The 22,927-nt window shown below is 56.8% G+C and carries 27 protein-coding genes; 9 read left to right on the top strand and 18 right to left on the bottom strand.

Features of this window, described 5'->3' with window-relative positions:
* Window positions 1-15: 15 nt before the first annotated feature.
* Both PI93_RS19560 and PI93_RS19555 read right to left on the bottom strand, forming a co-directional pair.
* Window positions 16-690 carry a response regulator transcription factor gene (locus PI93_RS19560; RefSeq protein WP_144400473.1) on the bottom strand — a complete coding sequence of 225 codons (675 nt, stop codon included), beginning with the start codon at window positions 688-690 and terminating at the stop codon, window positions 16-18.
* Window positions 691-835: 145 nt separating this feature from the next.
* Window positions 836-1,039 (bottom strand): hypothetical protein, encoded by a 204-nt coding sequence (locus PI93_RS19555; RefSeq protein ID WP_144400474.1) that lies wholly within the window; start codon window positions 1,037-1,039, stop codon window positions 836-838.
* 353 nt (window positions 1,040-1,392) lie between these two features.
* On the opposite strand from PI93_RS19555, the gene PI93_RS19550 reads away from it, so the two are divergent.
* From PI93_RS19550 to PI93_RS19540, 3 genes are all read left to right on the top strand, one after another.
* On the top strand, window positions 1,393-2,067 hold the full coding sequence (locus PI93_RS19550; RefSeq protein WP_039369449.1) for a hypothetical protein: 675 nt from the start codon (window positions 1,393-1,395) through the stop codon (window positions 2,065-2,067).
* Between the two features lie 113 nt (window positions 2,068-2,180).
* On the top strand, window positions 2,181-3,080 hold the full coding sequence (locus tag PI93_RS19545) for a hypothetical protein (protein ID WP_039369446.1): 900 nt from the start codon (window positions 2,181-2,183) through the stop codon (window positions 3,078-3,080).
* A 13-nt stretch (window positions 3,081-3,093) separates the two neighbouring features.
* Complete coding sequence (locus tag PI93_RS19540; RefSeq protein ID WP_158453302.1) at window positions 3,094-3,459, top strand: CesT family type III secretion system chaperone; 366 nt, start codon at window positions 3,094-3,096, stop codon at window positions 3,457-3,459.
* A 105-nt stretch (window positions 3,460-3,564) separates the two neighbouring features.
* Here the strand turns inward: PI93_RS19540 and PI93_RS19535 are convergent, their stop codons facing one another.
* The 15 genes from PI93_RS19535 to PI93_RS19465 all read right to left on the bottom strand — a co-directional run bounded on the left by PI93_RS19535 (window position 3,565) and on the right by PI93_RS19465 (window position 17,390).
* Window positions 3,565-4,689, bottom strand: coding sequence for an EscU/YscU/HrcU family type III secretion system export apparatus switch protein (locus PI93_RS19535; RefSeq protein ID WP_052240604.1), 1,125 nt, complete (start codon window positions 4,687-4,689; stop codon window positions 3,565-3,567).
* Entirely contained in the window at window positions 4,686-5,456 is a 771-nt protein-coding gene (sctT, locus tag PI93_RS19530; RefSeq protein WP_080759143.1) for a type III secretion system export apparatus subunit SctT, read from the bottom strand. Before sctT ends, PI93_RS19535 begins: the two co-directional genes overlap by 4 nt.
* Before the next feature lie 15 nt (window positions 5,457-5,471).
* Window positions 5,472-5,726, bottom strand: a complete 255-nt coding sequence (sctS, locus tag PI93_RS19525; RefSeq protein ID WP_039369441.1) for a type III secretion system export apparatus subunit SctS — start codon at window positions 5,724-5,726, stop codon at window positions 5,472-5,474.
* 8 nt (window positions 5,727-5,734) lie between these two features.
* On the bottom strand, window positions 5,735-6,430 hold the full coding sequence (locus PI93_RS19520) for an EscR/YscR/HrcR family type III secretion system export apparatus protein (protein WP_039369438.1): 696 nt from the start codon (window positions 6,428-6,430) through the stop codon (window positions 5,735-5,737).
* Entirely contained in the window at window positions 6,427-7,347 is a 921-nt protein-coding gene (locus tag PI93_RS19515) for a FliM/FliN family flagellar motor switch protein (protein ID WP_080759142.1), read from the bottom strand. Before PI93_RS19515 ends, PI93_RS19520 begins: the two co-directional genes overlap by 4 nt.
* Window positions 7,344-8,546, bottom strand: a complete 1,203-nt coding sequence (locus PI93_RS19510) for a SpaN/EivJ family type III secretion system needle length determinant (RefSeq protein ID WP_039369432.1) — start codon at window positions 8,544-8,546, stop codon at window positions 7,344-7,346. The genes PI93_RS19515 and PI93_RS19510 overlap by 4 nt, the downstream gene beginning before the upstream one ends.
* The gene (locus PI93_RS19505; RefSeq protein ID WP_039369429.1) at window positions 8,543-9,004 is read right to left on the bottom strand and encodes a hypothetical protein; all 462 of its coding nucleotides are present in this window, start codon (window positions 9,002-9,004) and stop codon (window positions 8,543-8,545) included. The genes PI93_RS19510 and PI93_RS19505 overlap by 4 nt, the downstream gene beginning before the upstream one ends.
* Window positions 8,988-10,295: a FliI/YscN family ATPase gene (locus tag PI93_RS19500; RefSeq protein ID WP_052240602.1), complete on the bottom strand. Its 1,308-nt coding sequence runs from the start codon at window positions 10,293-10,295 to the stop codon at window positions 8,988-8,990. The genes PI93_RS19505 and PI93_RS19500 overlap by 17 nt, the downstream gene beginning before the upstream one ends.
* The gene (locus tag PI93_RS19495) at window positions 10,292-10,696 is read right to left on the bottom strand and encodes an InvB/SpaK family type III secretion system chaperone (RefSeq protein WP_039369426.1); all 405 of its coding nucleotides are present in this window, start codon (window positions 10,694-10,696) and stop codon (window positions 10,292-10,294) included. The genes PI93_RS19500 and PI93_RS19495 overlap by 4 nt, the downstream gene beginning before the upstream one ends.
* A gap of 8 nt (window positions 10,697-10,704) precedes the next feature.
* Window positions 10,705-12,735, bottom strand: a complete 2,031-nt coding sequence (locus PI93_RS19490; protein WP_236109295.1) for an EscV/YscV/HrcV family type III secretion system export apparatus protein — start codon at window positions 12,733-12,735, stop codon at window positions 10,705-10,707.
* Between the two features lie 79 nt (window positions 12,736-12,814).
* The gene (locus PI93_RS19485) at window positions 12,815-13,120 is read right to left on the bottom strand and encodes a hypothetical protein (protein ID WP_039369420.1); all 306 of its coding nucleotides are present in this window, start codon (window positions 13,118-13,120) and stop codon (window positions 12,815-12,817) included.
* Window positions 13,113-14,228 (bottom strand): HrpJ domain-containing protein, encoded by a 1,116-nt coding sequence (locus PI93_RS19480; RefSeq protein ID WP_039369418.1) that lies wholly within the window; start codon window positions 14,226-14,228, stop codon window positions 13,113-13,115. Before PI93_RS19480 ends, PI93_RS19485 begins: the two co-directional genes overlap by 8 nt.
* Complete coding sequence (gene sctC, locus PI93_RS19475) at window positions 14,221-16,026, bottom strand: type III secretion system outer membrane ring subunit SctC (RefSeq protein WP_080759141.1); 1,806 nt, start codon at window positions 16,024-16,026, stop codon at window positions 14,221-14,223. The genes PI93_RS19480 and sctC overlap by 8 nt, the downstream gene beginning before the upstream one ends.
* 267 nt (window positions 16,027-16,293) lie before the next feature.
* Complete coding sequence (locus PI93_RS19470; protein ID WP_080759140.1) at window positions 16,294-17,085, bottom strand: helix-turn-helix domain-containing protein; 792 nt, start codon at window positions 17,083-17,085, stop codon at window positions 16,294-16,296.
* Window positions 17,064-17,390: a hypothetical protein gene (locus PI93_RS19465; protein WP_039369412.1), complete on the bottom strand. Its 327-nt coding sequence runs from the start codon at window positions 17,388-17,390 to the stop codon at window positions 17,064-17,066. The genes PI93_RS19470 and PI93_RS19465 overlap by 22 nt, the downstream gene beginning before the upstream one ends.
* Window positions 17,391-17,645: 255 nt before the next feature.
* Here PI93_RS19465 and PI93_RS19460 point away from each other — a divergent pair, with 255 nt between their 5' ends.
* The 6 genes from PI93_RS19460 (at window position 17,646) to PI93_RS19435 (ending at window position 21,781) form a co-directional block, all read left to right on the top strand.
* Window positions 17,646-18,767, top strand: coding sequence for a PrgH/EprH family type III secretion apparatus protein (locus tag PI93_RS19460; RefSeq protein ID WP_039369408.1), 1,122 nt, complete (start codon window positions 17,646-17,648; stop codon window positions 18,765-18,767).
* 157 nt (window positions 18,768-18,924) lie between these two features.
* Window positions 18,925-19,200, top strand: coding sequence for a type III secretion system needle filament subunit SctF (gene sctF, locus PI93_RS19455; protein ID WP_144400475.1), 276 nt, complete (start codon window positions 18,925-18,927; stop codon window positions 19,198-19,200).
* A 365-nt stretch (window positions 19,201-19,565) separates the two neighbouring features.
* Complete coding sequence (gene sctI / locus PI93_RS19450; RefSeq protein ID WP_158453303.1) at window positions 19,566-19,769, top strand: type III secretion system inner rod subunit SctI; 204 nt, start codon at window positions 19,566-19,568, stop codon at window positions 19,767-19,769.
* The gene (sctJ, locus tag PI93_RS19445) at window positions 19,766-20,506 is read left to right on the top strand and encodes a type III secretion system inner membrane ring lipoprotein SctJ (RefSeq protein WP_052240600.1); all 741 of its coding nucleotides are present in this window, start codon (window positions 19,766-19,768) and stop codon (window positions 20,504-20,506) included. Before sctI ends, sctJ begins: the two co-directional genes overlap by 4 nt.
* Entirely contained in the window at window positions 20,503-21,105 is a 603-nt protein-coding gene (locus PI93_RS19440) for a hypothetical protein (protein ID WP_039369403.1), read from the top strand. The genes sctJ and PI93_RS19440 overlap by 4 nt, the downstream gene beginning before the upstream one ends.
* On the top strand, window positions 21,089-21,781 hold the full coding sequence (locus PI93_RS19435) for a hypothetical protein (protein ID WP_039369400.1): 693 nt from the start codon (window positions 21,089-21,091) through the stop codon (window positions 21,779-21,781). The genes PI93_RS19440 and PI93_RS19435 overlap by 17 nt, the downstream gene beginning before the upstream one ends.
* Window positions 21,782-21,854: 73 nt before the next feature.
* On the opposite strand, the gene PI93_RS19430 is transcribed toward PI93_RS19435, so the two are convergent.
* The gene (locus PI93_RS19430; protein WP_039369398.1) at window positions 21,855-22,793 is read right to left on the bottom strand and encodes a hypothetical protein; all 939 of its coding nucleotides are present in this window, start codon (window positions 22,791-22,793) and stop codon (window positions 21,855-21,857) included.
* Window positions 22,794-22,927: the final 134 nt, after the last annotated feature.

Genomic DNA, 22,927 nt, shown 5'->3' with positions numbered 1-22,927 from the left:
TCGACGACCAACCGTTTAGCCGACCAGCCATGGCCAAAGCGTCGAGAGCGCTTCGTCGCGGGTGTAGGGGTGCACATCGGCCAAACCGAGCTTGCGAAGTGCCTGATTACGTTGATTGCTCACGGTTTTGGCCGTGCGCTTCCGTCGGAATGCGATGTGCGGATCGCTCCAGCCGCGGAGATGATATCTGAGCACCTCAAGTTGACATTTCGATAGCGCGTTCATGTGTGCGGCTAGCGGAGTGCATGCCGGGGAGGTCTCAGGGTCCAATGGCTCGTCAATCACGGGCGGCTGGCCAGACAGCGTGCATCGCATGGCGGCGACGAGACCGTTCGAATCCAGTCGGGATTTGAAGAATAAATTGGCCACCCCCAGTCGCCTCACATATCTGGCAAGAGGGCTTCCCGGTAGAAAATTCGCCAGAACAAAAATGTGAAGCGATGGGTGCTCGCGACGGAGCTTGCCCAGCAGATAGAGTCCGTCCGGAAGCGGATCCGACTCGAATTCATATGAGCACACCAGAACGTTTACGTCTTCGCGCTCGATTGTCGGACAGATGCGTCGAATTTCGGTGACTGCACCCACCACGCAAAAGTCGTCATGACGTGAAAGTGCGCTCTCTATTCCCGTGATGGAAACAGGGTGCGGGTCTGCGATCATCAGTCGCCAGGGTGGTGGATTCGAATTCATGTAGTGACTCTGTATCCGAATAGGATTCCATTCTTATGGCCGTGGGAGGCCACGGGTGTGTCCTAGCGTATATCGTTGTCGCCGAGATGCTGAGGCGGGTCTCCGACGGCTCTGGTCGGTCACCCCAATCGGCAGAGGGTCTCAGTTAGTCTTTCTGGTGGCGAGGTATCGGCGTGCTGACGAACTGCTCGTCACGATTCACTGCGCTGGCGATCAAGTGGGAGCACAGTTTCATCATGTCGATGTTTGAATATCCTAGAAGCGTTGCAGCTCGCTCAATATTTTCGTAATCCGAATGATGCATTTCCACAATGATCGTCGCCACTGTATTTACCTCCTGTTTGTCCACACAGAAATCCTCGTGCTTCTCGTTAGCTAGCGTTAAAGTGCGCTCTATTCTCATTGGGACGGAGGAAATTCTCTATCGGACTCGTCCTATTTGTATATCGGTGCGCTGGGGCGTTACCGGTTTCATGGAGGCCGAAGCAAGGAGGGGGATTGCTGCGTACACGATGCTTACGTTCGCGAAGTCGATGCTGGTTAATTTCTGCAACAACGGCGTTCTCCTGGACGCTAGCATGACAAAAAAAGTGTACGGAGCATCGTGATCCGCGGCGGAACCATCTGGTGAAGTTCTCTGGCGATACGCAATGCTCTGAAGCAAATTAGACGGGGTCCTCAACCTGTTCAAAGGAGAACCAGATGCTTCCAGTTAGCAATTCCGGTAATGCCGTCATCGCACGAGTGCGATCTGTGTCCGAGCCAAATCGAGATACGGATAAGATCAAATTGGATATCGACAGACTCACCCAGGGAAAGCACGTGATGGTCTTTAGCGGGTACTCTGGACTCGGTTACAAAGATCCTGCGAAGCTACATGATCAAATACAAAAAGAGCTCAAGCGGGCGATAGACATCCATGGAATTGCGCGCACGTGCGTGGCAGCCGGGGCAACGTCGGACGGGATCGGTGTGGTGTACGACGAAGCTAAAAGACTTTCGCCTGATATCGTGACAATCGGTGTTGTTTCGGAACAGGCCCGGGGTGACGATTCTTTATCGTCGAACTGCGATCATGTCATCTATGTGGATGATCCCGAAGGAACTTGGAAGGTGCTCGATGAGAATGGAAGGTCATATATGGCCTACCTGGCACGCAACAATGAGAGCCATTCCAAGACGGGGGAGTTTCTGGCTTTTGGCGGAGGCGCTGTAACGCTTAGCGAGGTATTAGAAGTTAGGGAATTGAATCAAAACTGGTCGATTTTTACCGACTTCGATCCAGATCCCATTGAAGCTGAAAAGAAAAAGGAAAAATCACCGGGCGTAGATTTGAATCCCGTCCGCACGGATTGGCTACGACGGTTTTCAATCTAACCGGCCGTTCCAATAGCGGTCACTGGCAACGTTCGCTTGTCGCTCTACTGACTGGAGCGACAAGCAGTTTCCGATGGTCCGCACCCATGGGTTGTCGTGCAACCGGAGTCTATATGCAGATTCAGACACAAAGCCCCATTCTTCAAAGGTCAATTCACAGCATCGAAAGGCCGGCCGCAACACAGATCGGTCAACTCAACGGTCGTCAGGTGCGCGATGTCACTGGCGGAGAGCGCCACGGTGTCGCCGCGTCGATTCTGGCGTGGTGTCGTTCGGTGCACCGCGAAGTTCTTCGGCCGATTTTCAACCGCGTATCGTCTTTTGTCGGAGAAGTGTCGGCAACCATCTGCCGACTATTCCATCCGGCGTCTACCCAACAGGTTGCGGCAACTGCACGCATAGGTGCTTTATCTGTCGAGCCGAAATTCAGCCCCGAGTTTGCTGAGAAATTTAGCGAAATCTGCTGTCGCCTGGTCTATGTGGCAAAAAATGAGACGCTGGAGAACGGTCTATTCCGCGAGTGTCTGGGGGCGGGGAGAAAGAACCAAATCATGGCGGAGATGAACGACTCCGCAACGCCGCTGGCGCATAGCTACAGCACCAAAGAAATGGCGGATATTGTCAAATCGGTGATTCGCGCGAGTCCGAGGCCAAAAATCGCGGATATCCAGAGCGTGGCCGAGGGACGCAAGGGAGTGACTGAGGCCCACCTTGATGCCTTGAAGTCCATTTCGGACGAATCGGCAATGAAATGTGCGATCTATGCACTGAATACGCTGTCTCTTTTTTCCGATCGGGCGTCGAGCGATATCCGCGACTCTACAACTTTGAACAAGACCTCCCTGGCGATTTCATGCCCCATCTACTCGCTCGAAGATATCGGGTCTTATGACAGGCGAGAAATTGCGCTCGTGAATGAGGCATGCGTGACCATTCTGCGGGCATGGAAGCTGAATTTCATGGAGCCTGTTGATCCGGCGAGCGAACCGTTGATCGAGACGACGCACCTATAGGATGAACACGTCTATGGCAACCCAGTTTGACAAGGTGACGGTCGATCTTTGGCGCTCTCTCGGACTCGGTGTCCCGCAGCCCATCGACGGCATACTGAGCCTTCAGATATCGGAGCAGGTCGTCCATGTGGTCGAACAGCCACAGGGCAGTCTTGTGATGTTCGGTAGTCTCGAACGGATAGCTGACCACGAAATCGATCAAATTCTCTATGAGAATCTATTTCTCGATGATCCACTTCAACCTGTCGGCGCGCGATCCGGTGCCGACGACGTCTGGGTGTTCTGGAATCGTCAATCGCTGGATCATTGCGAGATAGGTAACATGCAGCATCAGTTGGAAGTGCTGAGTGCGAAACTTGAACGGTTGAGCCAAGGTTGATATCCCCTTCGTCTCTTTAACGGGGGAACGCTGACGGTTTGTCGGCGTTCCCTCCGCGCAAACGACACTCAATAAATACGACCGGGCACCCGATGCGTTTGGGTGTTATGCGTCATATCCGGTTTTATCCGGCACGTCCTCATACGGCTCCTCATCATCTGGCGCCTCGTCATTCTGTTCTTCGTCATATTCTGCCCGTTGATTCTTCTCGATATCGACAAACCACATCAAGACGTCGGCAATATCGTTTAGGCAGTCTTCGGAGATGAAGGAGTAGCGTCGGTGAGTTGCAAAGATCTTACGTGCCAGTGAAATATTCCGAACGACAGGAACCTTCATTTTCTTTGCGTGAGCAATGACAGCAAGAGCCCGTTCGTCGGTTTCCATCACCGAGATGAAAGGCAACGGTGCGATTTCCGGATTGATATAGAGTCCGATGCCAATATGGGTTGGATTGGCGAGAATAAAGGACGATTTTTCAACATCGGCCAAAACTTCGCCAGACAACATTTCGGCACCGAGACGCCGTTGCGCCTGCTTGATTTCGGGGGAGCCGTTCTGCTCCTTGTTCTCACGCTTCACTTCCTCTCGCGTCATCTTCAGCTCGCGAATGTACAGCTGATATTCAAGGAAGGCGTCCACCAGCACAATCGTCAGTGCGGCCAGCAGGAGGGTCAGAATCAATGAAAACACCAGATCCGCGAGCGTCGGTAGCAGACCGGCCGGCGGAAGTCGCACCAGGCTGAGAATTTCAGCGCGATGATTGTGCCAGAACAGGGCCATCGCCAAGGCAAAAACCATGAGATACAAGCATGCCTTGGCGGCATCTTTCACGGTTTTCAGATTGAAAATTCTCTTGAACCCGGAGACCGGACTGATGGCCGAGAAGTTCAACCGAATGGCCTCGGTGGCGAAGCGAAACCGCGACATCAGGAGATTCGGTATCGCCGCCAGAACAATCACCAATAGGATCAAGCCGGAGATCGTGACGGCAAACAACTCCACGAAACGCTTCGCGTAATCGTCCAGAGGAATAACAAAGCCATCTTCGGCGGCGAGAAACATGGAGTGAAACACGCCCGTTACGGAAATACCGAAACGGATGAAGCATACGCCGCCGAGCAGAATGATCAGTGTGACGAGATCCTGGCTGCGCCAGGATTTTCCGCGCTTACTTTCATCCTGCTTCTTTTTCTCCGATGGCTTTTCTGTCTTGGCGCTTGAACTCACAGGACTCCCCTGAACAACGTGGGCAGCGACCACTCGTCAAATCGGTTGTACAGGAATCTGGGGGCTTCACCGCTGAAGTACAGCAACAGGACCAGACAGGCCACGAGGCTCTTGAGCGTCATGGCGACCGAAAAGGGATTCAGTTGCGGGGCGAAGCGAGACAAGACGCCAAGGGAAATCTCGACAAACAACATCGCAGCCAGCGCGGGCATTGCTGCCGAGATGCCGGCGAGCAGTGCCTGTCCGAGCAACTTCGCGATGCCGTATAACGTGGTGGCATCGAACGTCAGCGCACTCTCGATGGGGATCTGCCGGTAGCTTGCCGCCAGTGTGTCGAGCAGATGTAGCAGGCCGCCGCCAAGCGCAAATGTCACGGTCCAGAGAAAGCCCATGAGCGTGGCCAATACCGATGCGTCAACACCGGCCGCCGGATCGATCGCCTTCGCCATGGTCGCGCCGCGCTGGTTGTCCAATATTTCTCCGCAAGCCAGGGCGGCAAAGTACGGCGCGCCGAACAGGAAGCCGAGAACGAGCCCAATGGTTGCCTCTTTGAGCACGGTCGACAGCAGGGGGATGTCGGATAGCGTTTGCTCCGTTGGCGCCAGCACCGGGAGCAGCGAGAGGGCGATCAGCGCCATCATCGCGCTGCGCAAGAGGCCCGGCGCCAGCGCTTTCTCTCCGAATAGCGGGACAAACAACAGGGCGGGCCCAATGCGTGCCAGCCCGAGTGCTACGCACAATATGGATTGCTCAAGGGGAGGTGCCATCGTTTCCACTGTGGGTCACCGGAGCGCCATCCGAAGGATATCGTCGCCAAAATTCAGAATGCGCGCGCCAAGCCAACCTGAAATCAGATACAGGCAAAGACACACCGCGAGCAACTTGATGCCAAAAGGAAGGCTTTGCTCCTGTAAATGCGTGACGGCCTGCACCAGCGCAACGCCAAGACCTACCAGTGTCGCAACGGCAATGGGAATCGCCGACAAGGCGACGATCAGGAATAGCGCCCTGTCGGCGGCATGTAGTAAATCGCTCATGAGTTTCGTTACTTCGCCAGGTCGATGTACTGAAGAATCAGGCCTTTGACCAGCTTCTCCCATCCATCCAGCAAGACGAACAAAATCAACTTGATGGGGAGTGCTATCGTGACCGGACTCATCATCATCATGCCCAGTGCCAGCAATATGTTGGAGATGAGCATGTCGACGACCAAGAACGGCAAATAAATGTAGAAGCCAATCTTGAAGGCACTTTTCAATTCGCTAAGCGCATAGGCGGGAAGCAGGACGAGAAGCGGGGCCTGCTCGATGTCGTCGCGCTCCACGTGATGGTCGGGGCGATAGGTGTCAACGCCAGACGGGTGATCCCGCAACTGCGCGTCCTGTAGCTCGCTGAAGAATTCAACCAGTTCCGGCTCGGCATACTTTGCCAGGTACTGACGATAGGCACCCAGCCCCTCGTCGAGAAACCCGTGCATTGACGCCTGATTGGCCAAGTTGACGTTATGCTCGTAGTAGTACTGCTGTACCTGGTTGAAGATCGGCATCATCACGAAAGCGGTCATGATGAGCGCGAGTCCATTCAACGTCAGGTTGGACGGGACTTGCTGCAATCCAATCGCGTTTCGCAGAAGCGAGAACACAATAGAAAACTTGATAAAGCAACTGCCTACAGCCAGAACAAACGGGAGGAGTGTGGCAAACGCCAGCGTTGCGATAAGGATGACGGGATTCTGCGTCATGATCCTGAATCGCTGGAGTCGTTCGCGGTTTTCATGATCTCGACGCCGAACGAATCTCCGATGCGAACCAATTCCCCTTGAGCAAGGCGGGCGCCACCCGCGATCAGGTCGACCTGGGGCGAGAGAAGCTCCAGTGAGATCGTCATGCCCGGCTGCATTGTCGCAATGTCCGCCACGCGCATCGTGCGCTTGCCGAGCATGAAAGAGACCGTAATCGGCAAATCCTGCAGGGCGGTGCTTGCCATCATTTCCGCCTCGTTTTCGTCGTCGTAGTGGCTGGCGTCGCCACCAGTGTCTTCGAGCTCATCGAGCATCAAGTATTCTCCGTAAAGATGAAATGAAAATAGTGAAATTTCGCCCGAGCGCAGCACCCCGCCCGTTGGGGGAAGTCGCAATAGATCGCCGCGCGAAAGGCCGGAAACTGACGACGCCGGCAGCGTCAGCTTTCCCAGGACCCACTGCACGTCGACCGGCAGGGCCGGATGTAACGACAGCGGGGCGTGGAGCGACTCGGGCAACGTGTCGAGATATAGCTCGAATGGCCCACCGCGAAAGAGCGCTTTGGGGGTCGTGAAATCGTCTTCTCGCGCGAAACCGGAAACCCCCCGCCAGAGAAATATCTCTGATGGGGATGGCAGACCTTGCGCGGAAAATGCATCGATAACCAGCTGCTCGGCAATGTCGCGATCAATTTGCTCGGCAGGGATCGAGGCCTCTCCCAGCCAGAAATCGATGAGCTGTTGTAGCGGAGCAAAGGCTCGAAGTTCCTGATTGCCGCACTCGCCTTCCAGCGAGATGTAGTCAGTCCCCGCAGTGAGTTGCGCTGCGACCGCGCCCGACAGGCGAGCCGCCAGAATCGAATTTCGCATCTCGCTCAGGGCGTGATCCATCCGACGTAGTTTCAGATCCCGATTCATTGTTCTCCCTCTTCGGGCGGCACCTGCGGCTGTCTATGTCGCTCTTGCTCCTGCTCGTTCACCGAAATGACGGGGGCGGATGGGGAGGCGAGCCGAATGGGCAGTCCCACGGAGTTTTTCTCCGCGTCCGCCGGCTTCTTGCTTATGCCGGCGCGAAGGGCTTTGTGCACGCGGGGATCGGAAGGCGTCGCGACAATAGCGCGTCCGAGTTGCGACCCGTCGACATTGAGCTTGACCGAGGCGGTGGCCCCCCAGGAGGTAAAGCGATATGTGATCTCGTAGGCATCGCTGTGATTCGCCGATTCGCTGGACGCCGTTTCCGCCGCGGCTTGCGAGGCATCTTTGGCCAGTTGCCGAACCATCCGACTTTGTGGTCGTTCCTGCGGAACGTCGTCCTTTGAAAGCAGCGATGGAGAGGAAAACGGCACGGACACTCTAGCGGCGACAACCGGTGCGTGCGCTCTGTCGTCGTCAGAGCGTCCATCCTTTGCCGACTCTCCCCGGTCGCCAGCGTGATGGCGCGGTCCTTGGCCACCATGGGGCGTTGCGTTGGGCAAATGTACGTCGCGAATGTCAGCGACTTCAGGTTGAGGTTCGGCATCGGCGACGTCAGATGTGCGCCCAATCGATCGCCGAACCATTGCCTGACCCAGCGAGCGCGCGCGCGTGGGCTTCCCCCCTTTGTGGGTCTTCTCGCCGAGATGCGCGTGCGGCGAAGACTCGCTATGCCTTGACGGTGTGACTCCGATTTTCAAAGCCGATCTGAGTCCGCCAGGAACCTGTTGAGGCGGGTTGGGGATCGGGCGATCCAGTGCAGAGTGCGTGTTGCGCTGGACGTCCGTATCGTCGAGTGGTGCATTCGTTGCGCCACCGGGCGCGGCCTCGACGGGAGGCTCCGGCACTGCCCTGCGAAGCGTGACGTCCACGTACATCGGTATGGCGTTGGGCAATTTCCAATCGTCATCGTCGTCATCGACTTCGAGAGGGATGGGTGACCCCCCGTAGAACCGAAAAACAAACTCACCGGTACCCGCACCGGCATTGCTGTCTACGCTGGCCAATTGTGCGAGATCACCGAGCGGGTTCTCGGATAGCTGCGCTGCGGCAGCCTGCACTCGCTCGATGAGCGCAGGCGCCGAAGCGGCGTCCCCAAAGATGGGATCGCCGTGTCTCGGAGCGCCGGCCTTCTCAAACTTCATACTGGGATACCTCCGGTACCATTGATTTCTTCTTTCAGATGCATATGAATCTTTTCCTCTTTTTGCCAAAGACGAGAGACGTGATCCAACTTGTCGCGCTCGCGCCGGGCTGCTGCGACCGCGGTTTGAGCGAGCGACTCCTCTCGCACCGCAATCTCTATGTTCGAATCCAATTGAACCCGAGTTAACGAAAGGTCGATGCGCCGAAGCTCCAGCATGCCGGCGCGCCGTCTAAGCGAAAATAAGCCCTCTCTGCTCGTTATTCCGCGATGCTGCTCAAATAGCGATTCCCGTTCACGGTCCAGCTCGACAATGCTGCGTTCGATGTCGTTCAGGCGTTGTTTCAACGCCTGAACATTGGACCGCGCGAGATGCAAGTCGTTAAGCGCGCGACGCACACGGACCTGACCGAGTCCACATAGCCCCGCTAGCTGGGCATGTTTATCGCGTGAGTACATGCAGCCCCTCCAGCGTATGGTCGAAGGCGCTAGACTCGTCGATGTCTTGCCTTAACCAGGCATCGATGGCCGGTCTTGCGTCCAATAGAGCATCGACTTCCGCATCTCTTCCCGGTTGATACTCGCCAAGGTCGAGCGCCAACTGAAGGTCCGCTAACTTGGCCAACTTGCCGCGTAACGCTGAAGCAGCGCCGCGATGCTCGGCTTCGACGATCCGGGTCATGACACGACTTGTGCTCTTCAGCGCATCAATCGCAGGGAAATGGCCTCGCTCGGCTAGCTTGCGAGAGAGATATATGTGTCCGTCGAGAATCGAGCGGACTTCTTCGCCAACGGGATCCCCAAGGTCCTCGTCTTCCAGCAATACGGTATAGAACGCCGTAATCGACCCTTGCTCAACGACGCCGGGCCGTTCGAGAAGGGTGGGAAGTGCGTCGAAAACCGATGCCGGGAAGCCGCGTCGTGCGGGTGGTTCGCCCGCAGACAATGCGATGTCCCGCAACGCGCGCGCATAGCGAGTGATCGAGTCGACGATCAGCAGTACGTTGAGCCCGCTGTCGCGATAGCGCTCGGCGATCGCCGTAGCAAAATGCGCGGCATTGCGGCGCTCCGCAGGCGGGCGATCCGACGTGCTGCACACGAGAATCGTTCGATCTCTTTTTTCCGGGGGAATCCCGTGGTCGATAAATTCACTGGCCTCACGACCGCGCTCGCCGACCAGACCGACGACATAGACGTCAGCGCTCGCATGCGCGATCAGCATCGACATTAACGTCGTCTTCCCGCCGCCCGCGCCGGCAAAGATGCCCACACGTTGCCCGACGCCGCATGTGAGAAGTCCATCGATGGCGCGCACGCCGGTCTCGAAGACACGGTTGATGCTGCGACGGCACGACAGTGCGGGAGGCATGGCATCGAGATTGAGCGTACTGGACTGTGCCACCTGGTGGTGCGGTGGCGCGAGTCTGGCGATCACGCGCCCCTCGCTGTCGATCGCCGTACCTAACGCATCGTTACCCAACGGCAGACTGGTGCCTCGCCCCGACGGAATGATCCAGGCGTCGCGAGGAATACCCTGGGTATTGCCCAGGATGCTCAGAATGGCGTCCTGGTGGCTAAATCCAATGGTCTGCGCTTGACAGAGTCGTGTGTCGGGCTGGTGCGGGTCGCGCACCACATCGCATCGCTCGCCGATAAACGTTCGACGCAGCGGGGCGTGAATGACCGAACCATGGAGTTTGGACAACTGAGCGCTATGACGTATCCATGGCGAGCGAATCGGCTTGCTCATGGGCGGGCTGCTTCGCACAGGAGTCGAATTCGTTCATAGAAGCCATCGATCGACTGGGAGAATATTTCACCATCTTGCAGGTACTGGTCGGCAACGACTGCCGTCAGGTAAAGGTCTCCGTTGTCTTCCAGCAAGGACACAGTATGATGGCGCGCCCACGGCGCCTTCGGGGCCACAGTGTCGAGAATCACCGTGGTGGGGCAATTGCGGAGATTCGCAATGTACTCGGAGAGCTGGCAGGAAAGTACAACCGAGTCATCCACGGCTTCGATACGGATTGTCGGTGCCTCCATGAAGTTAAGCTCGATTGCCGCATGGGGGTCGAGTTCTTCAGTCAGCTTTTCCATACATCCGGTATGGGTGAGTGCTGCTTTGATAAGCGAGATAAGGTCGACAGTCATGGTAATGCCTATACAGTGTGGATGATGTTGATACGCGATTGATCGGTGATTTCCGAGTAGGAAAGTACGTCGAGCTGCGGGTATTGCGGTTCGATGACACGTTTGACAAAACGCCGAGTATCGGCAGACGTCAGGAGCACGATGTCGTCAAACGACAGATACACGCCCTTCAGGCGGGCGTCGATTTGCTCGATAAGCGACTGTGCGTCTTCCGCTGGCAGATTGACGAATGTGCCATTGGCGGTCTGTTGCACCGAGCGGCGCACCCGCTCTTCATGTTCCGAGGAGAGAAGCAGAACGTTCAAGCGGCGACCCCGACTGAACTTGTCGGTGATGTATCGTCCCAACGTGCTACGCACGTGCTCGCACAACATGATGTTGTCTCTCTCCTTTGGCGCCCACTGCGCAATTGCCTCGAGAATGCCCTTTAGATTCCTGATGGAGATTCGCTCGACCACGAGCCGCTGAAGCACATTTGCAATCCGTTGTACGGGGGCATTGCGGAGGCATTCTTTCACCAGCTCGGGATACTTGCCCTCCAACTGATCCAGCAGGTTCTTGGCTTCCTGAATGCCGAAAATTTCCCCAATGTGGCGAGCGACGATGACGGAGAAGCACTCCACCAGCTCTTCGACATCGGAGCGGCTGTAAAAGGACGGCACTTCCTTTTGGCGCTCGCGTTCGGCGGCGTCTTCGTCAATCCAGTACGACGCATCTTTTCCGTCGGAGAGATCGACAAGCTCGGTGCCGCATGCAAGCAGCACGTCCGCGCCGTCTGTCACCTTGTGTCTTCCGAAGCTCAACCGGATCTCGCCGGCGGCAATTTCATTCACGAGAATCAGCGCGCTATGCGGTGCCAGCGCTGAACTTTCTCTAATCTCGACCTCGGGGATCTTCACGCCGTACTGAGTGAACACTTCGTGTTCGAGCTTCGCGCAGAGATTGATACGCGTGGCCCATGATTTCTGGTCGCGTGGCAGAAGAAGGGCCAGTGCGACCGCTTCCGGGATGACGTCTCCCACGCCCAGTGGCTGGTCTTCGCCTGCACCGGCTCCTTTGGCCCGTAACTCCGTGGCGCTCGAACCGGCCGAATCGGATTCGCCGGTGGACGTTGAGCCGGCAGCACTCAACGCCATGCGCAACCCTCCCTTTCGCACCACAAAAATGCTGGCAAGGCCGAGGGCAATCAGCACAAAGATCGCCAATGGAAATCCGGGAAGAAAGCCGGCAGCCAAGGAAAGCACCGCTGCGGTGAGCAGCACTTCGTTCTTCGCCCCGAGTTGCTTGAGCATCGTGGTGCCCAGATTCTCGTCGTCGGCGTTCACGCGCGTCACGATGAAGCCGGTGGCGATAGAGATGAGCAGCGCCGGGATCTGAGCCACCAGGCCGTCACCGACGGTCAACAGGGTATAGGTCTCGAGCGCCTGGCTGAAGCTGTCGCCATTGCGCATCACGCCGACGGCAATGCCGCCCAGAAAATTCACGAAGATGATCAGAATGCCGGCCAGTGCGTCGCCTTTGACGAACTTGACGGCGCCATCGAGCGAGCCATAAAGCTGACTCTCCTTCTCCAGGAGTTTGCGCTGGCTTCTCGCCTGTTCGCCATTGATGACGTTAGCCCTCAAGTCGGCGTCGATGCTCATCTGTTTGCCAGGCAAGCCGTCGAGCGAAAAACGCGCACAGACTTCGGCAACACGCTCCGACCCTTTGGTAATGACCATAAACTGCACGAGCGTCACAATGGCGAAGATCGTCATACCGATCACCAGATCGCCGGCAATAACGAAATTGCCGAAGCTCGCCACAATCGCTCCCGCATCGCCTTCGAGGAGAATCATGCGACTGGTCGTGATCGATAGCGCGAGCCGGAACACGGTTGTCACAAGCAGCAACGCGGGGAACGATGAAAACGAAACAATCGACTGAATGTGAAACGAGCCGACGAAAATCAACGCCGCGGTGATCATGTTCACAGCGATCAGCGTGTCGATGAGCCACGTAGGGAGTGGGATGATGAGCATCGAGATGATGGCTGTCATCAACACCAATACGAGCAGCTCAGGGCGCATCAGGCGGGTAGCAATCGTGTTCATAAGGAGCGGATCAAAGCGGGGGCGCTCAAAAATCGGCGGTAGCCAGCGCGGCAAGCCAGTCGGCATTGACCGGGCGGCGGCGCCAGACGCACAGATAGCGGGCGTCACCAAAGGAGAGAATCTGACAATGGGACAGGTCCGTTGTCAGATGCATCTGCGCGGCGAACGAGGCGATGTCGCCAACGTTCGAAGAGATTTCGCGCATGGCAATCAACACGTCGGCGCGACGCTCCAGAAGCAGCGTCGTCGGGCCGTGGCACGCGCTGATATATTCCCCTTCGTGCATTGCCAGAGCGTGTTCCAGCACGGCGTACCAGGCGTCCTCAGGCATGGAGACTCCCGAGACGTGCGACGCTGCCCCGTCGATGTAAAAAGATGTCGTCGACGACTTCGCAGAGCGCACTCAGCAGGGCTTGGCGGTAAGCCAAATCCGGGAACAGCTCTACCGGGAGGTCAGCCATCGCGCGCAATATTCGACCCGCCCAATCCATGACGTTGTCCGTTCCGGCAAATTCCCGCCATCGCAGCAAGCAATGCGTGAGGTGTCGGCAAGCGTTTTGAATGTCAAAAAGACTGGCGATAAGCAAGTCGACCAGCACCTGATCGAACAGGTCCGGCTCATCATGGCGCGTCGAAGCGCGTTTGCGTCTATTGCGCTCTCTGGCGCTTGTCAGGAGCAGATCATCTGCGGATCGGATCAACCGTAGCTGAAAGAGCAAATCGAGCATCGGTTGAAACGCTTCCGGGGGATGCGACGGCACGTCCGAGGCCAAATCGGCCGCGAGCGCACATTCGAGAAATTCCAATGCCAGTCCTCGGCGCTCGAACCCGAACTTGTCAATGAGGTAGCGATACGTGACCGCCTCGCCCGTGCCTGCGCCAACCAATGTGCGATACGCCGCGCGAAGATCGTTGGCATCAATGTTCAAGCGCGAGGCGAAAGTGTTCACCACGTGGCCGGTGTTGAGCCCGGCGCTTAATCGTGCGTGACCGTATTCGCGAATCAGCGCTGCGAGCGCGTCGTCGATTTCCTGCTTCGTTTTCGCATCCAGTTCCTCATCCTCGAGGAGACCGGCCAGCACCAGCGCAAGCTCCTCGGGGACAGGGAAGAGATTGCGCGCGTGTTCGTAGGCGGCGCCAAAGTTCGCGCCACCGCTTTGGATCAAAGTGCGCACGCGGGCAAGTTCCGCCTTCTGTGTCTCGGACATCGAATTGCGGCGCTTGGACGCGGTTCCCTTCGCGGGTTTCTCCACCCGTCGAACCGCCTGCTTTTGCGCCATGGCCGCCAACAAGGACGACAAACTGTCCTTGCCCGCAAAGAGCGATCCGCGCGGGCTTTGGGTCAGCACCAGCTTGTTTGCGCCGGCCTCTTGACCAAAGGCGCCGGGCGCGGTGGCTTGGCGTGGGCCGGTGACGCGAGAGAGGTCGATGTTAGCCACGGGAGTATTCCACTTGCGCTTTCAACGCGTCGACCGCGTCGGTGATATCGACCGGCGTGCGCACACGCTCACGTTCAAAACGCGCGTCCTCGACGAGCATGCGCGGCTGAATGAGAAAGATCCGCACGGATTGCTGATCGTTCGTGTTTCGAAACTGAAACAGGCGGCCGAGCACGGGAATGTCGCCCAGCAGCGGAATCTTTTCGACGCCCTCTGTGTTGTGGCTTTGCGTGTAGCCCCCGACCAGCAGGCTTTGCTCGTGCTGGACTCGCGCGACGGTCGAGATCTTGGTGCTGGAGACGACAGGCAGATCAAGCCCGGAGCCTTTGCTTGGGGCATCGCTATTGCCATCCTCGATGGTCAGCTCCATTTCGATACGCCCATCCGGCGAGACCACATGCGGCGTCACGCTGATCATGGTCCCGTAGGTGAACTTCTCCAGCGCAGCCACACGCTCGCCCCGGACTCTCACAAGAAATGTCTTGCTGTTGTCGAAGACGGCGGGACTGTTGTCTTGTGCCAGCAGTATCGGGCGCGAAACGATCCGGGCCTTTTTCTGCTGACTTAGCGCCGTTACCGATGCCATGAACTGCATGGCCTGCGAGCGCGAAAGCGTCGCTGCCGTATTGAATCCGACATTCACGGGCCCAATGCTTCCGTTCGCAGACCAGTTGACCCCCAACTCGTCGAGGTTGTTTTTTTGAATATCGATGACCCATAGCGACAGTTCGACTTGATCCTTGGCGACGTCGAGCTGATCGATCAGGCGGCGGGCCGTGGCAAGCTGCTGGCCGGTACCCTCCAGAAGCAGGCTATTGCTGGAGGGGTAGGCGACAATGTTCATTGGCGCCGCGTCTTCGGTCGCAGCGTTCACGGAACCGGCAGGCTCCTGGGCGAGTTGGCCAGTGGCCGTCGTGGTCCCCCGGGGCGCCAAAGTGACTGGCGTGTTGACGTCAAATGGCGGCATTTCGCTGACACCGGGCGGCAGCGGGAGGGCGGCGTCTTTCGAGCCATCGCCCGGAGACCGCGTACCTGGATCTTTCGGCGGCATAACCGTCACCGAGGCGCCGCGCCCGAGCACGGCTGCCAGTACCTGTGCGAGCCCGGCCACGGACGACTGAACACCTCGCTGCGAATAGTTGCGATCGCCGACCGGGACGTGACGAATCCTGATTAATTCGATGTGACGCTCGGTTCGTCGGGTGACTTCGGTCTGCGTGTGCAGGAGCGAGGCTGCGGCTTGCACAACCTCGACATATTTGGGTGGCCCCGATACATAGACCAGGTCAGTCCCCACCGCGTGCTTGATGGGGAAGCGATGGTCATAGAGTGCCGATTTCTTCAGCGACGACACCAGGCTATCGACAGTCTCCGAAGACACCGACAGCATTGCGGAGGCGACCTCCGAATTGTCGTACACATAGATGATCTGCCCGTCGAAGTACCAGATCAGGCCGAGGCTCGACGTGACGCGCTCGATAAGCTCGAAAGGACGGCGCAGGTCGAACTCGCCGCTAATGCGATATTGACGTGCCTTACTGCTCAGACGTGTCGCTTTGTGGATTTCCGATCCGATGGCCTTAAACAGTTGCTCCACCGGCTCTTTTCGAGCAATGAAGCGCGCGGGGGAGGCGTCGGTGGCCGCCAGGTCGACGTCGGTTGGCGAGGACGACCGCGCGGCATGAGGCTCGCTCGCCGGCAGTGGGGCAACGCTCGGTGCGCCGTGAGTGGCGACGCTCGCAATCAACAGTAGGAATCCGACACAAGCTCGCTTGATCGGAGTGGGGTCTAAGAACATACAACACTTTTTATGGTTAATAGGTCGCGCAGCACATGGGGAAGCGCGCGGCAAGTTTCCAGTGGCATGTGGCAATGGACGTGCCAGCCGTGTCCGTCAAAATGAAAGTCACAGTCAATCGTGACGACCCATCTCAACCACCAGCACGACAATAGGGAGAGCACGTCGTCGAAAACGTAATGACTGCTCGGGATCATGCTGAGGTTCAGAGAAATGGACCCGTCGGCGTCGTTCCGGCTCAGTTCGACGGCTTCCGCTCGTGGATCGTCAGGGCAGGAGATGTCGCGCATTTCTTGCTGTCTTGGGCGTAAAACCGAAAATCTGCTTGATGTCGTTGCTTACGTGAGACGCTGACGTATAGCCATTTTCGACGGCGATATCGAAGATGGTCCGATCGCTCTCAATGATCTCGAGCACGGTACGAGCCGCACGCCATGAACGAAGGCGAGCTTTGGTCGCGGGTCCAAGGGGACGGCGGCACAGTCGTCGAAATTGCGAATACGACAAGCCGTAGTGGACGCATAGCTCATTCAAATGCGCGGAATCACCGGGGTTTTGTAGCAAGTACTTCGTCAGTGCATACGATTCCTGGCCACGTAAGTGGTGCACAAGCGCATTGCCGGCGGTGCGTTGCATCACTTCCAGTACGAGCCAGTGACCGAGTTGCTCGACACTTTCCAGCGCCACCAACGGGGCTGGCTGCAGGCAAATCGATTCGAGCGACGCGTGCTGAGCGATGTCCGGATTCAAAGCGACATCGATAAAAGCCAGAATGCAGCACAAATCGCCCTCGGGTACCACGCGATATTCGCGCTCGGCGTCAAACTCGGCCAGCAGCCGTTTGGCGCTCGCGATGACCGTACCCGTCTGACTGAGCGGCACCGTGCGGGCGATTTTCTGACTACGTCCCTTAGCGGTGGCGATGTGAATATTGCAAGTATCGCCAGGCAACGCCACCAAGAGATCGCCTGATCCGAAGGCGATTTTTTCCGCAAAGCCATCGAGCGCCGGCGCGCAGTCGGTCCCATCGCGGCCGGTCATTTTTTGTCCGTCGACCATATTTCGATTTCCTTCTCAAAGGTGCCGTCGGGACCGCTCGATGGCGTCGCACACTGGCCCAGATGCGTGGCCAAGGCGTGAATATCACTGCTGAACGTGACGACACCGTCTTGATAACGATACGAAATCGTCGCTCGGTCGATGGCATGCGCCGCCAGGAACGGCAGCGTGCAATGGACGATCTGTTCGTTCAGTTCGTTCGACATCACTTCACCGTCCACCAGGGAAGGTGTGCGTGATGGCGAGGCACAGCCAGTCAGGCAGGCGGCAAGCGTAAAGGTGGGAATTGCGATCCAGAATTTCATAGCCCTCCTCTCCTTGCCTTGTGCATTCAGTGGGCTCAATTATCGAAAATGAACCCACTTTCCAAAATAAGAGGAATCCGATAGTTGGTAGGTGCGGATGGCGGGTACATTCCGTTCTAACCTTCCCCGCGCCAGTTCTTTTGAGCGTCGCAAGATCGCGATACCTCTGTGTATCGGCCGATTGGGGAGGGCGCAGTCAATGAGTAATGAGCGGCTTTTCGCAGTAAGCGGGAAGCCATAATTCGCGGAGGCCATTTGTTCGTACTTAAGGTGTTGAACGGTCCGCTGTTCGGGGCGGAGTTCGCGCTGCCTGCCGACGAGTGCTTTGTAAGGACGGTGGATCCGGATCTTCGGACTGTTGTTCCTGAGGTCGAACGTGCGGTGGACGTGATGTCGAACCTCGAGGTTCTGACAATTCCTTTGCCGGGGTCCTGTCCGGGCTTCATGTTGAAGCCGAAGGGCGATGCCGTGTACGTCGAGGTCTTTGATCGCGAGTGCGAGGTGGCAGAGTGGGAAGCCGAGCTGAATGCGCCTATTGTTATCGGCGCGCTTCGTATTGCCCTGCGTCATGCGAAGGACACTTGGTCCGAAGCTGTATTGCAAGACTGCAGAACGCCTGCGATCCCGGTATCGCAAGGCGATCGCCGAAAGTCGATTCTGGCGTGGGCCGGGATGGCCGTCCTGGCCATCGGTGCGCTGGCAGCAACGTGGCATCTGTCGCCAACGTCGGCTGACGACCCGGTCCATCATCTGGCTAGCCGTCATGGCGTAGTGATGGAAAACGCCATGGGCGAGCCTTACGTGGTGGCGCATAGCGTGGAAGCCGCGGGCGTGATTCGCCGAACTTTGCAGAAATCCGGAAGCTCGCCAAATGTGACGGTAGTCACGCGTCAGCAAATCGTCGAGAAAATCGAGCGAGTGCTCGATGAGTCGGGTATCCGCTATTTCTCGGTGGTGCTAACGGACCCCCGGCGACCGGTGTTGATGTTGCCCGCACATTTGCCGAGCGGGGTCAGAAGCCGGCTCGAAGGTGCGTTGGCCTACGCTCATGAGCTTGACGTGCGGTTGCGCACGGAACAAGACGCCCAGCGTGCGGCCGTGGACCTCGTTCGTGAGCTTGGCCTGACAGCGAACTACAGCGCGACACCAGACCGATTCACGGTTTCTATCAGCGATCACCTGAGCGACACGCAACTGGATGCGCTCGGTAGTGCCTTGTATGCCTACCGAAAGCACTGGGGAGGGCGCTACGTGCATTTCGTCATCAATCAGCGCGATCTAGCCCAAATTGATGGAATTAAAGTCGGACGCTTCGGTTACGAGTTAAGAGGGGTGCGACATTTATTCTTCGGGGAGGGTGTTAATGGCGTGATGTAAGGGGTTGATCAAGAATTCATGGATTAATTGGTTTTTTTGGTGTTGTTTTTTATGTTCAATAAGTCAATAAAGAGACGTGAGATGGCAGGCATCCTTGGTTGTCTCGGTTTCTCGGCTTGTTGGATTGATTTAATGAAATTTTTTTGAGGAAGAAATAGTGGCTGATAGCACCGGTTCGAATTTTATTACCAAACTCTTCGATCAATTCGCGAATGCGAAAGTAAAGTCGAATAAGGGTGACACACAACATAGTTTTATGGAGCACTTGAATGAGCAGATTGCGGAGCTGGGGACGGGCGATAGTAGCGATCCGCAGAAACTTGCTCGATATCAAAAAGCCATGATGATGTTTAGCGTGCATACGAATGCGCAAGCATCGGTGATCAAGGGCATTAACGACATCGATAAAGGCATTATTCGAGATTTCAATTAACGCTGAAGGTCGGTTAAGTCGTTTTTTCTCAGGATGGTGCATTTCGTGTGGATACGGCTTCGGGCCAAGTGGGCCGGACCGGCTGTCACTAAGCGACGGACGCCGTATTTGGATGGCAATACTTGCCGGAGCGATGATTCCTCTCCTGGGATGGTGTGCGTGTATGAGGAAATAGATTTTCCTCATACCCACAAAGCCGCAGACTTTTGTGATCGAGCGTAATTTAAATCTCGGCAATAGAAATATTCGAGATTCCAACTAATATTATTGTTTTTAAGATGTCAGCAATTATCAGACCGGTGCAGGTGATGGGAGCGCAACCAGAGGCGCTAGTCGATGGTGGCGGCCAGTCACTCGAGGGGCGAATGCTGAGTGAGCTGGCAAGGTGCTCGGAAGTCGCGACGGAGCGCCAGAATAATCTCGCCGAAACTGTGAGCAGTGCGTCTGACGACCCGATGCGGTTGCTCAGGGCGCAGGCTGATCTGGCGAAATTTCATATTGAAATGTCGCTGAGCAGCGCGTTGGCGCGCAAGGGCGTCTCGGTTGTTGAGACGCTGGTGAAAGCTTGAGCCGCACCTCGGGCCGTGGCCGCCTTCTGGCGGTCGCGGCATCGTTACTCGTGATGGCCTCGCTCTCGGCGTGCCGCACGGAGCTACTGACGGGGTTAAGTCAACGGCAGGCGAATGAGGCCATTGCGCTCTTGCAGCGCCATGACATTGCCGCCGAGAAAAAGGAGTTGGGCAAAGGGCGCTATAAGGTCGAAGTTGGCGGTGGCGATTTTCCGGATGCAGTGAGCCTGCTGGATCGGCATGGGTTGCCAACGCGCGACGACCAGTCGATCGCTGATCTATTTCCGACGGATTCGCTGGTGAACTCGCCTGCGGCTGAGCGTGCCCGGTTGATTTCGGGGATTGAACAGCGGTTGGAACAGACGATTCGCTCCATCGAGCGGGTGCTTTCCGCTCGCGTTCATATCAGCTACCCGCTGTCGGACCGTAGCTATGTGGGCCAGCCCGTGCATGCCTCCGTCATGGTGACCTATGACGGTCCGCTGGATGACGCGATCTTGATCCAGCGCCTGAAGCAGTTGCTTAAGAACAGTTTCGATGCCTTGAGCTACGACAATATTTCCGTTGTCGTATTTCAAGCCTCCGAAATGCCTCAGGCGCCTCCCGCCCATTCGCCAAAACCTGGGTGGGCCACGTGGCGTTGGGTGCCTCTCCTCCTGTTGGCGATCGTTGCGATTGCTGCGCCAGGTGTCGTGTTCTTGCGGCGCCGGATGTTGGCGAAACGAGGGACATCATGAGTCCGTCGAGTGCGCTGATTCGAACGCTTTATGACCCAGTCGGTTGGGCGGATCCCGAATGGTTCGCCCATTTCGACGTGGACGAGCGCTGGCCGCGGCGTTTTGCCAACCGTGTCATGTTGCGCCGCGCTCAGTTGTCGAATGTCAGGCGTGAGGATTGTGACGGTGCGCTCGTCGAGTGGTTGATTTCGCATTGGGCCGACCTTCCTGCCGTGACATATCTTGCCGGCGCGCGTCTGGCTCGCTGGCGGCTGGCTGGCAGCAATGCACTGACGAAACTTCGATTCAACGCGTTCGGTTTTGTCGCGTTGCCGATTCCAATTCTCGATAGGCAGTCGTCCATGAGTGCGCTTGCTGTGCCGATTGGCACCGATGTCGATGCGGATCGGCTTGCGCTTGCGAGCGGGGTGAGCTGCGTCAAGGTCGCGACTCGCGCCCTTGCGTTTGGCTGGCAGCAGCGGATTCGGTTGAGATTCCCGCACTCATGTGATTGGCGAGATGCCGCCTGCGTTGAACCGCCGGGTAGTGTCCTGGATTCAAGAGTTGCATTGAGGCTGCTGCAATCAGCAGCCCATTTTTATTATGCTGAGAATCATTGAAGATCCATTTCCCTCTTCCTTTGCAGACGCTGAGGAGGAGGGGCGGCCGTCGTCTTTTTCGCCACTGGTCAAGCAAGCGGAAATCGACCGAGCCCGTAATGCTGCCGACTTGCTATCTCAAGCTGAGAGGCAGGCCGCGGAGCTGATTGCTTGTGCCGAGCGAGATGCCGCAAGGATTCGCGCAAACGCCTTTCGCGAGGGTGTCGCCGAGGGGATATCTGCTGCGCTTGCGCCGATAGCTACGCTGGCGTTGCAGTGGCAGTCGGTCCATCAGACTTTGCGGGAAAAGATCGCCGGCCATTTGCACGATTGCATCGAAGATCTATTCGAAAACGATCAGGTCTTGGGCGCGATTCTGGATGCCGTATTGGCTCAGCACCTACCTCATCAGCCGGAGCGCATACGCATCTGCGTGCCGTCGGTCGCTGCAATTCGCGAACTGGAGTCCCGCTGTGAGGCGCTGGGTATCTCCGCTGTAGTGACGCTGGGGGAGGAGGAGGGGGTCTTCTCGGTTGCCTGGAGCGGACACGTATGGAAGGCCCATTTCGCAGACATCAAGGCCCTTGTCTGGGATGAATCGCAGCGAAATGTCGAGGCGCCTGAGGTCTCGGAAGTGCGCGATGCTTGTCGCGCTGCATTGCTCGACGTCGCGGAGGGATTTTCCGCTAGTCGCTAGCCGTATCGCGACATGAGGGGGGGGCGGTCACCATGCCCTCCCCACCTCCGGCAGGGAGGGCATGGCTGGGAAATCAGTGCAGAAATGCCAGCATCGTTTCCGTCCACTTGGACATATGTTGTGAGTGGGCCATACCGATGTTGTCCAGCCATTTGAGCGCCCGGTCCATTTCATGGGTCAACGTTTCAACGTCCGTCTGGTGCGTTTTCTGAACCTCTTGAGTGGCCAATTGCACGCTCTGCAGGGTGTGGTTATTCATGTTCTTGCCGTGCACCTTGTCCAGTGCGCGGTTGTTGTCCAAGCCACCATGCAGGGGGGATCTCCCGGCCTTCAAGTTGTCAATAACTGCTGAAGGCGAGTTGACGGCCTCTGCAATGGGAATGAGTCTGGAAAATGAAAGGCGAACTTCATATCCATCGTTCGCCTTAACAACTTCGACCGTTCCCGCTCTAAATCGCCCTGCGACCCGCTTTGCGTCTTCCAGGTTGTCATACTTTGCTAGGGGGCGGGAATCTTTGCCCCATTTTCCACAGAATTTATCAAGCTCCCTTAGGATTTCTCTGCCGTTAATATTGTTCTTTCCTTCCGCGCCGCCTTCCATCAGCTTATTTATCTTCGTAACCAGTTCGCTAATCGCAACGATGTACTTTGTGTAGTCTCCCACCAAATCCATTTTTGGATCAGTGTTCTGATTCTGAATCTTTTTCAATACTTCTTCGAACGCTGAAATTGTGCTTTTTTGCTCGGGGGGGAGACTTTCGAGGTGCTGAACGAGGGAAGGAATTTTCTGCTTTACGCGTACATTGAGATTGTCCAGGTATAGCGCCTTGGCTTCGAGTGGCAAGTGCGCGAACTCCCGTTCAAGTGTGGTCTTGACCTGTGTCTCGATGTCATCGGGATCGACCAATTCATTGAGCGCCGGTGCGGATTCAGTGGGCGCGACGTTTGCCGAAATCGTGCCGAGTGGACGGCTAAGTTGCGGGTTAAAGGTAGATGAAAAAATTATGGACATTGCTAAACGCCAATATGAAGAGATTAATAATAAAAGGATAGCGCATTGAGGGGGCGTGAATTTGCAAAAAGTCGCCAACAATTGAAGTTATTCAATCCGTGCCCGCCGCGGCGATATTCGCTGGTGGTCAATTT

Origin of the sequence: Pandoraea fibrosis (genome assembly GCF_000807775.2) — a bacterium.
Lineage (GTDB): Bacteria > Pseudomonadota > Gammaproteobacteria > Burkholderiales > Burkholderiaceae > Pandoraea > Pandoraea fibrosis.
The sequence above is the reverse complement of the archived record's forward strand: the minus strand, read 5'-3'. Positions and strand labels throughout refer to the sequence as shown.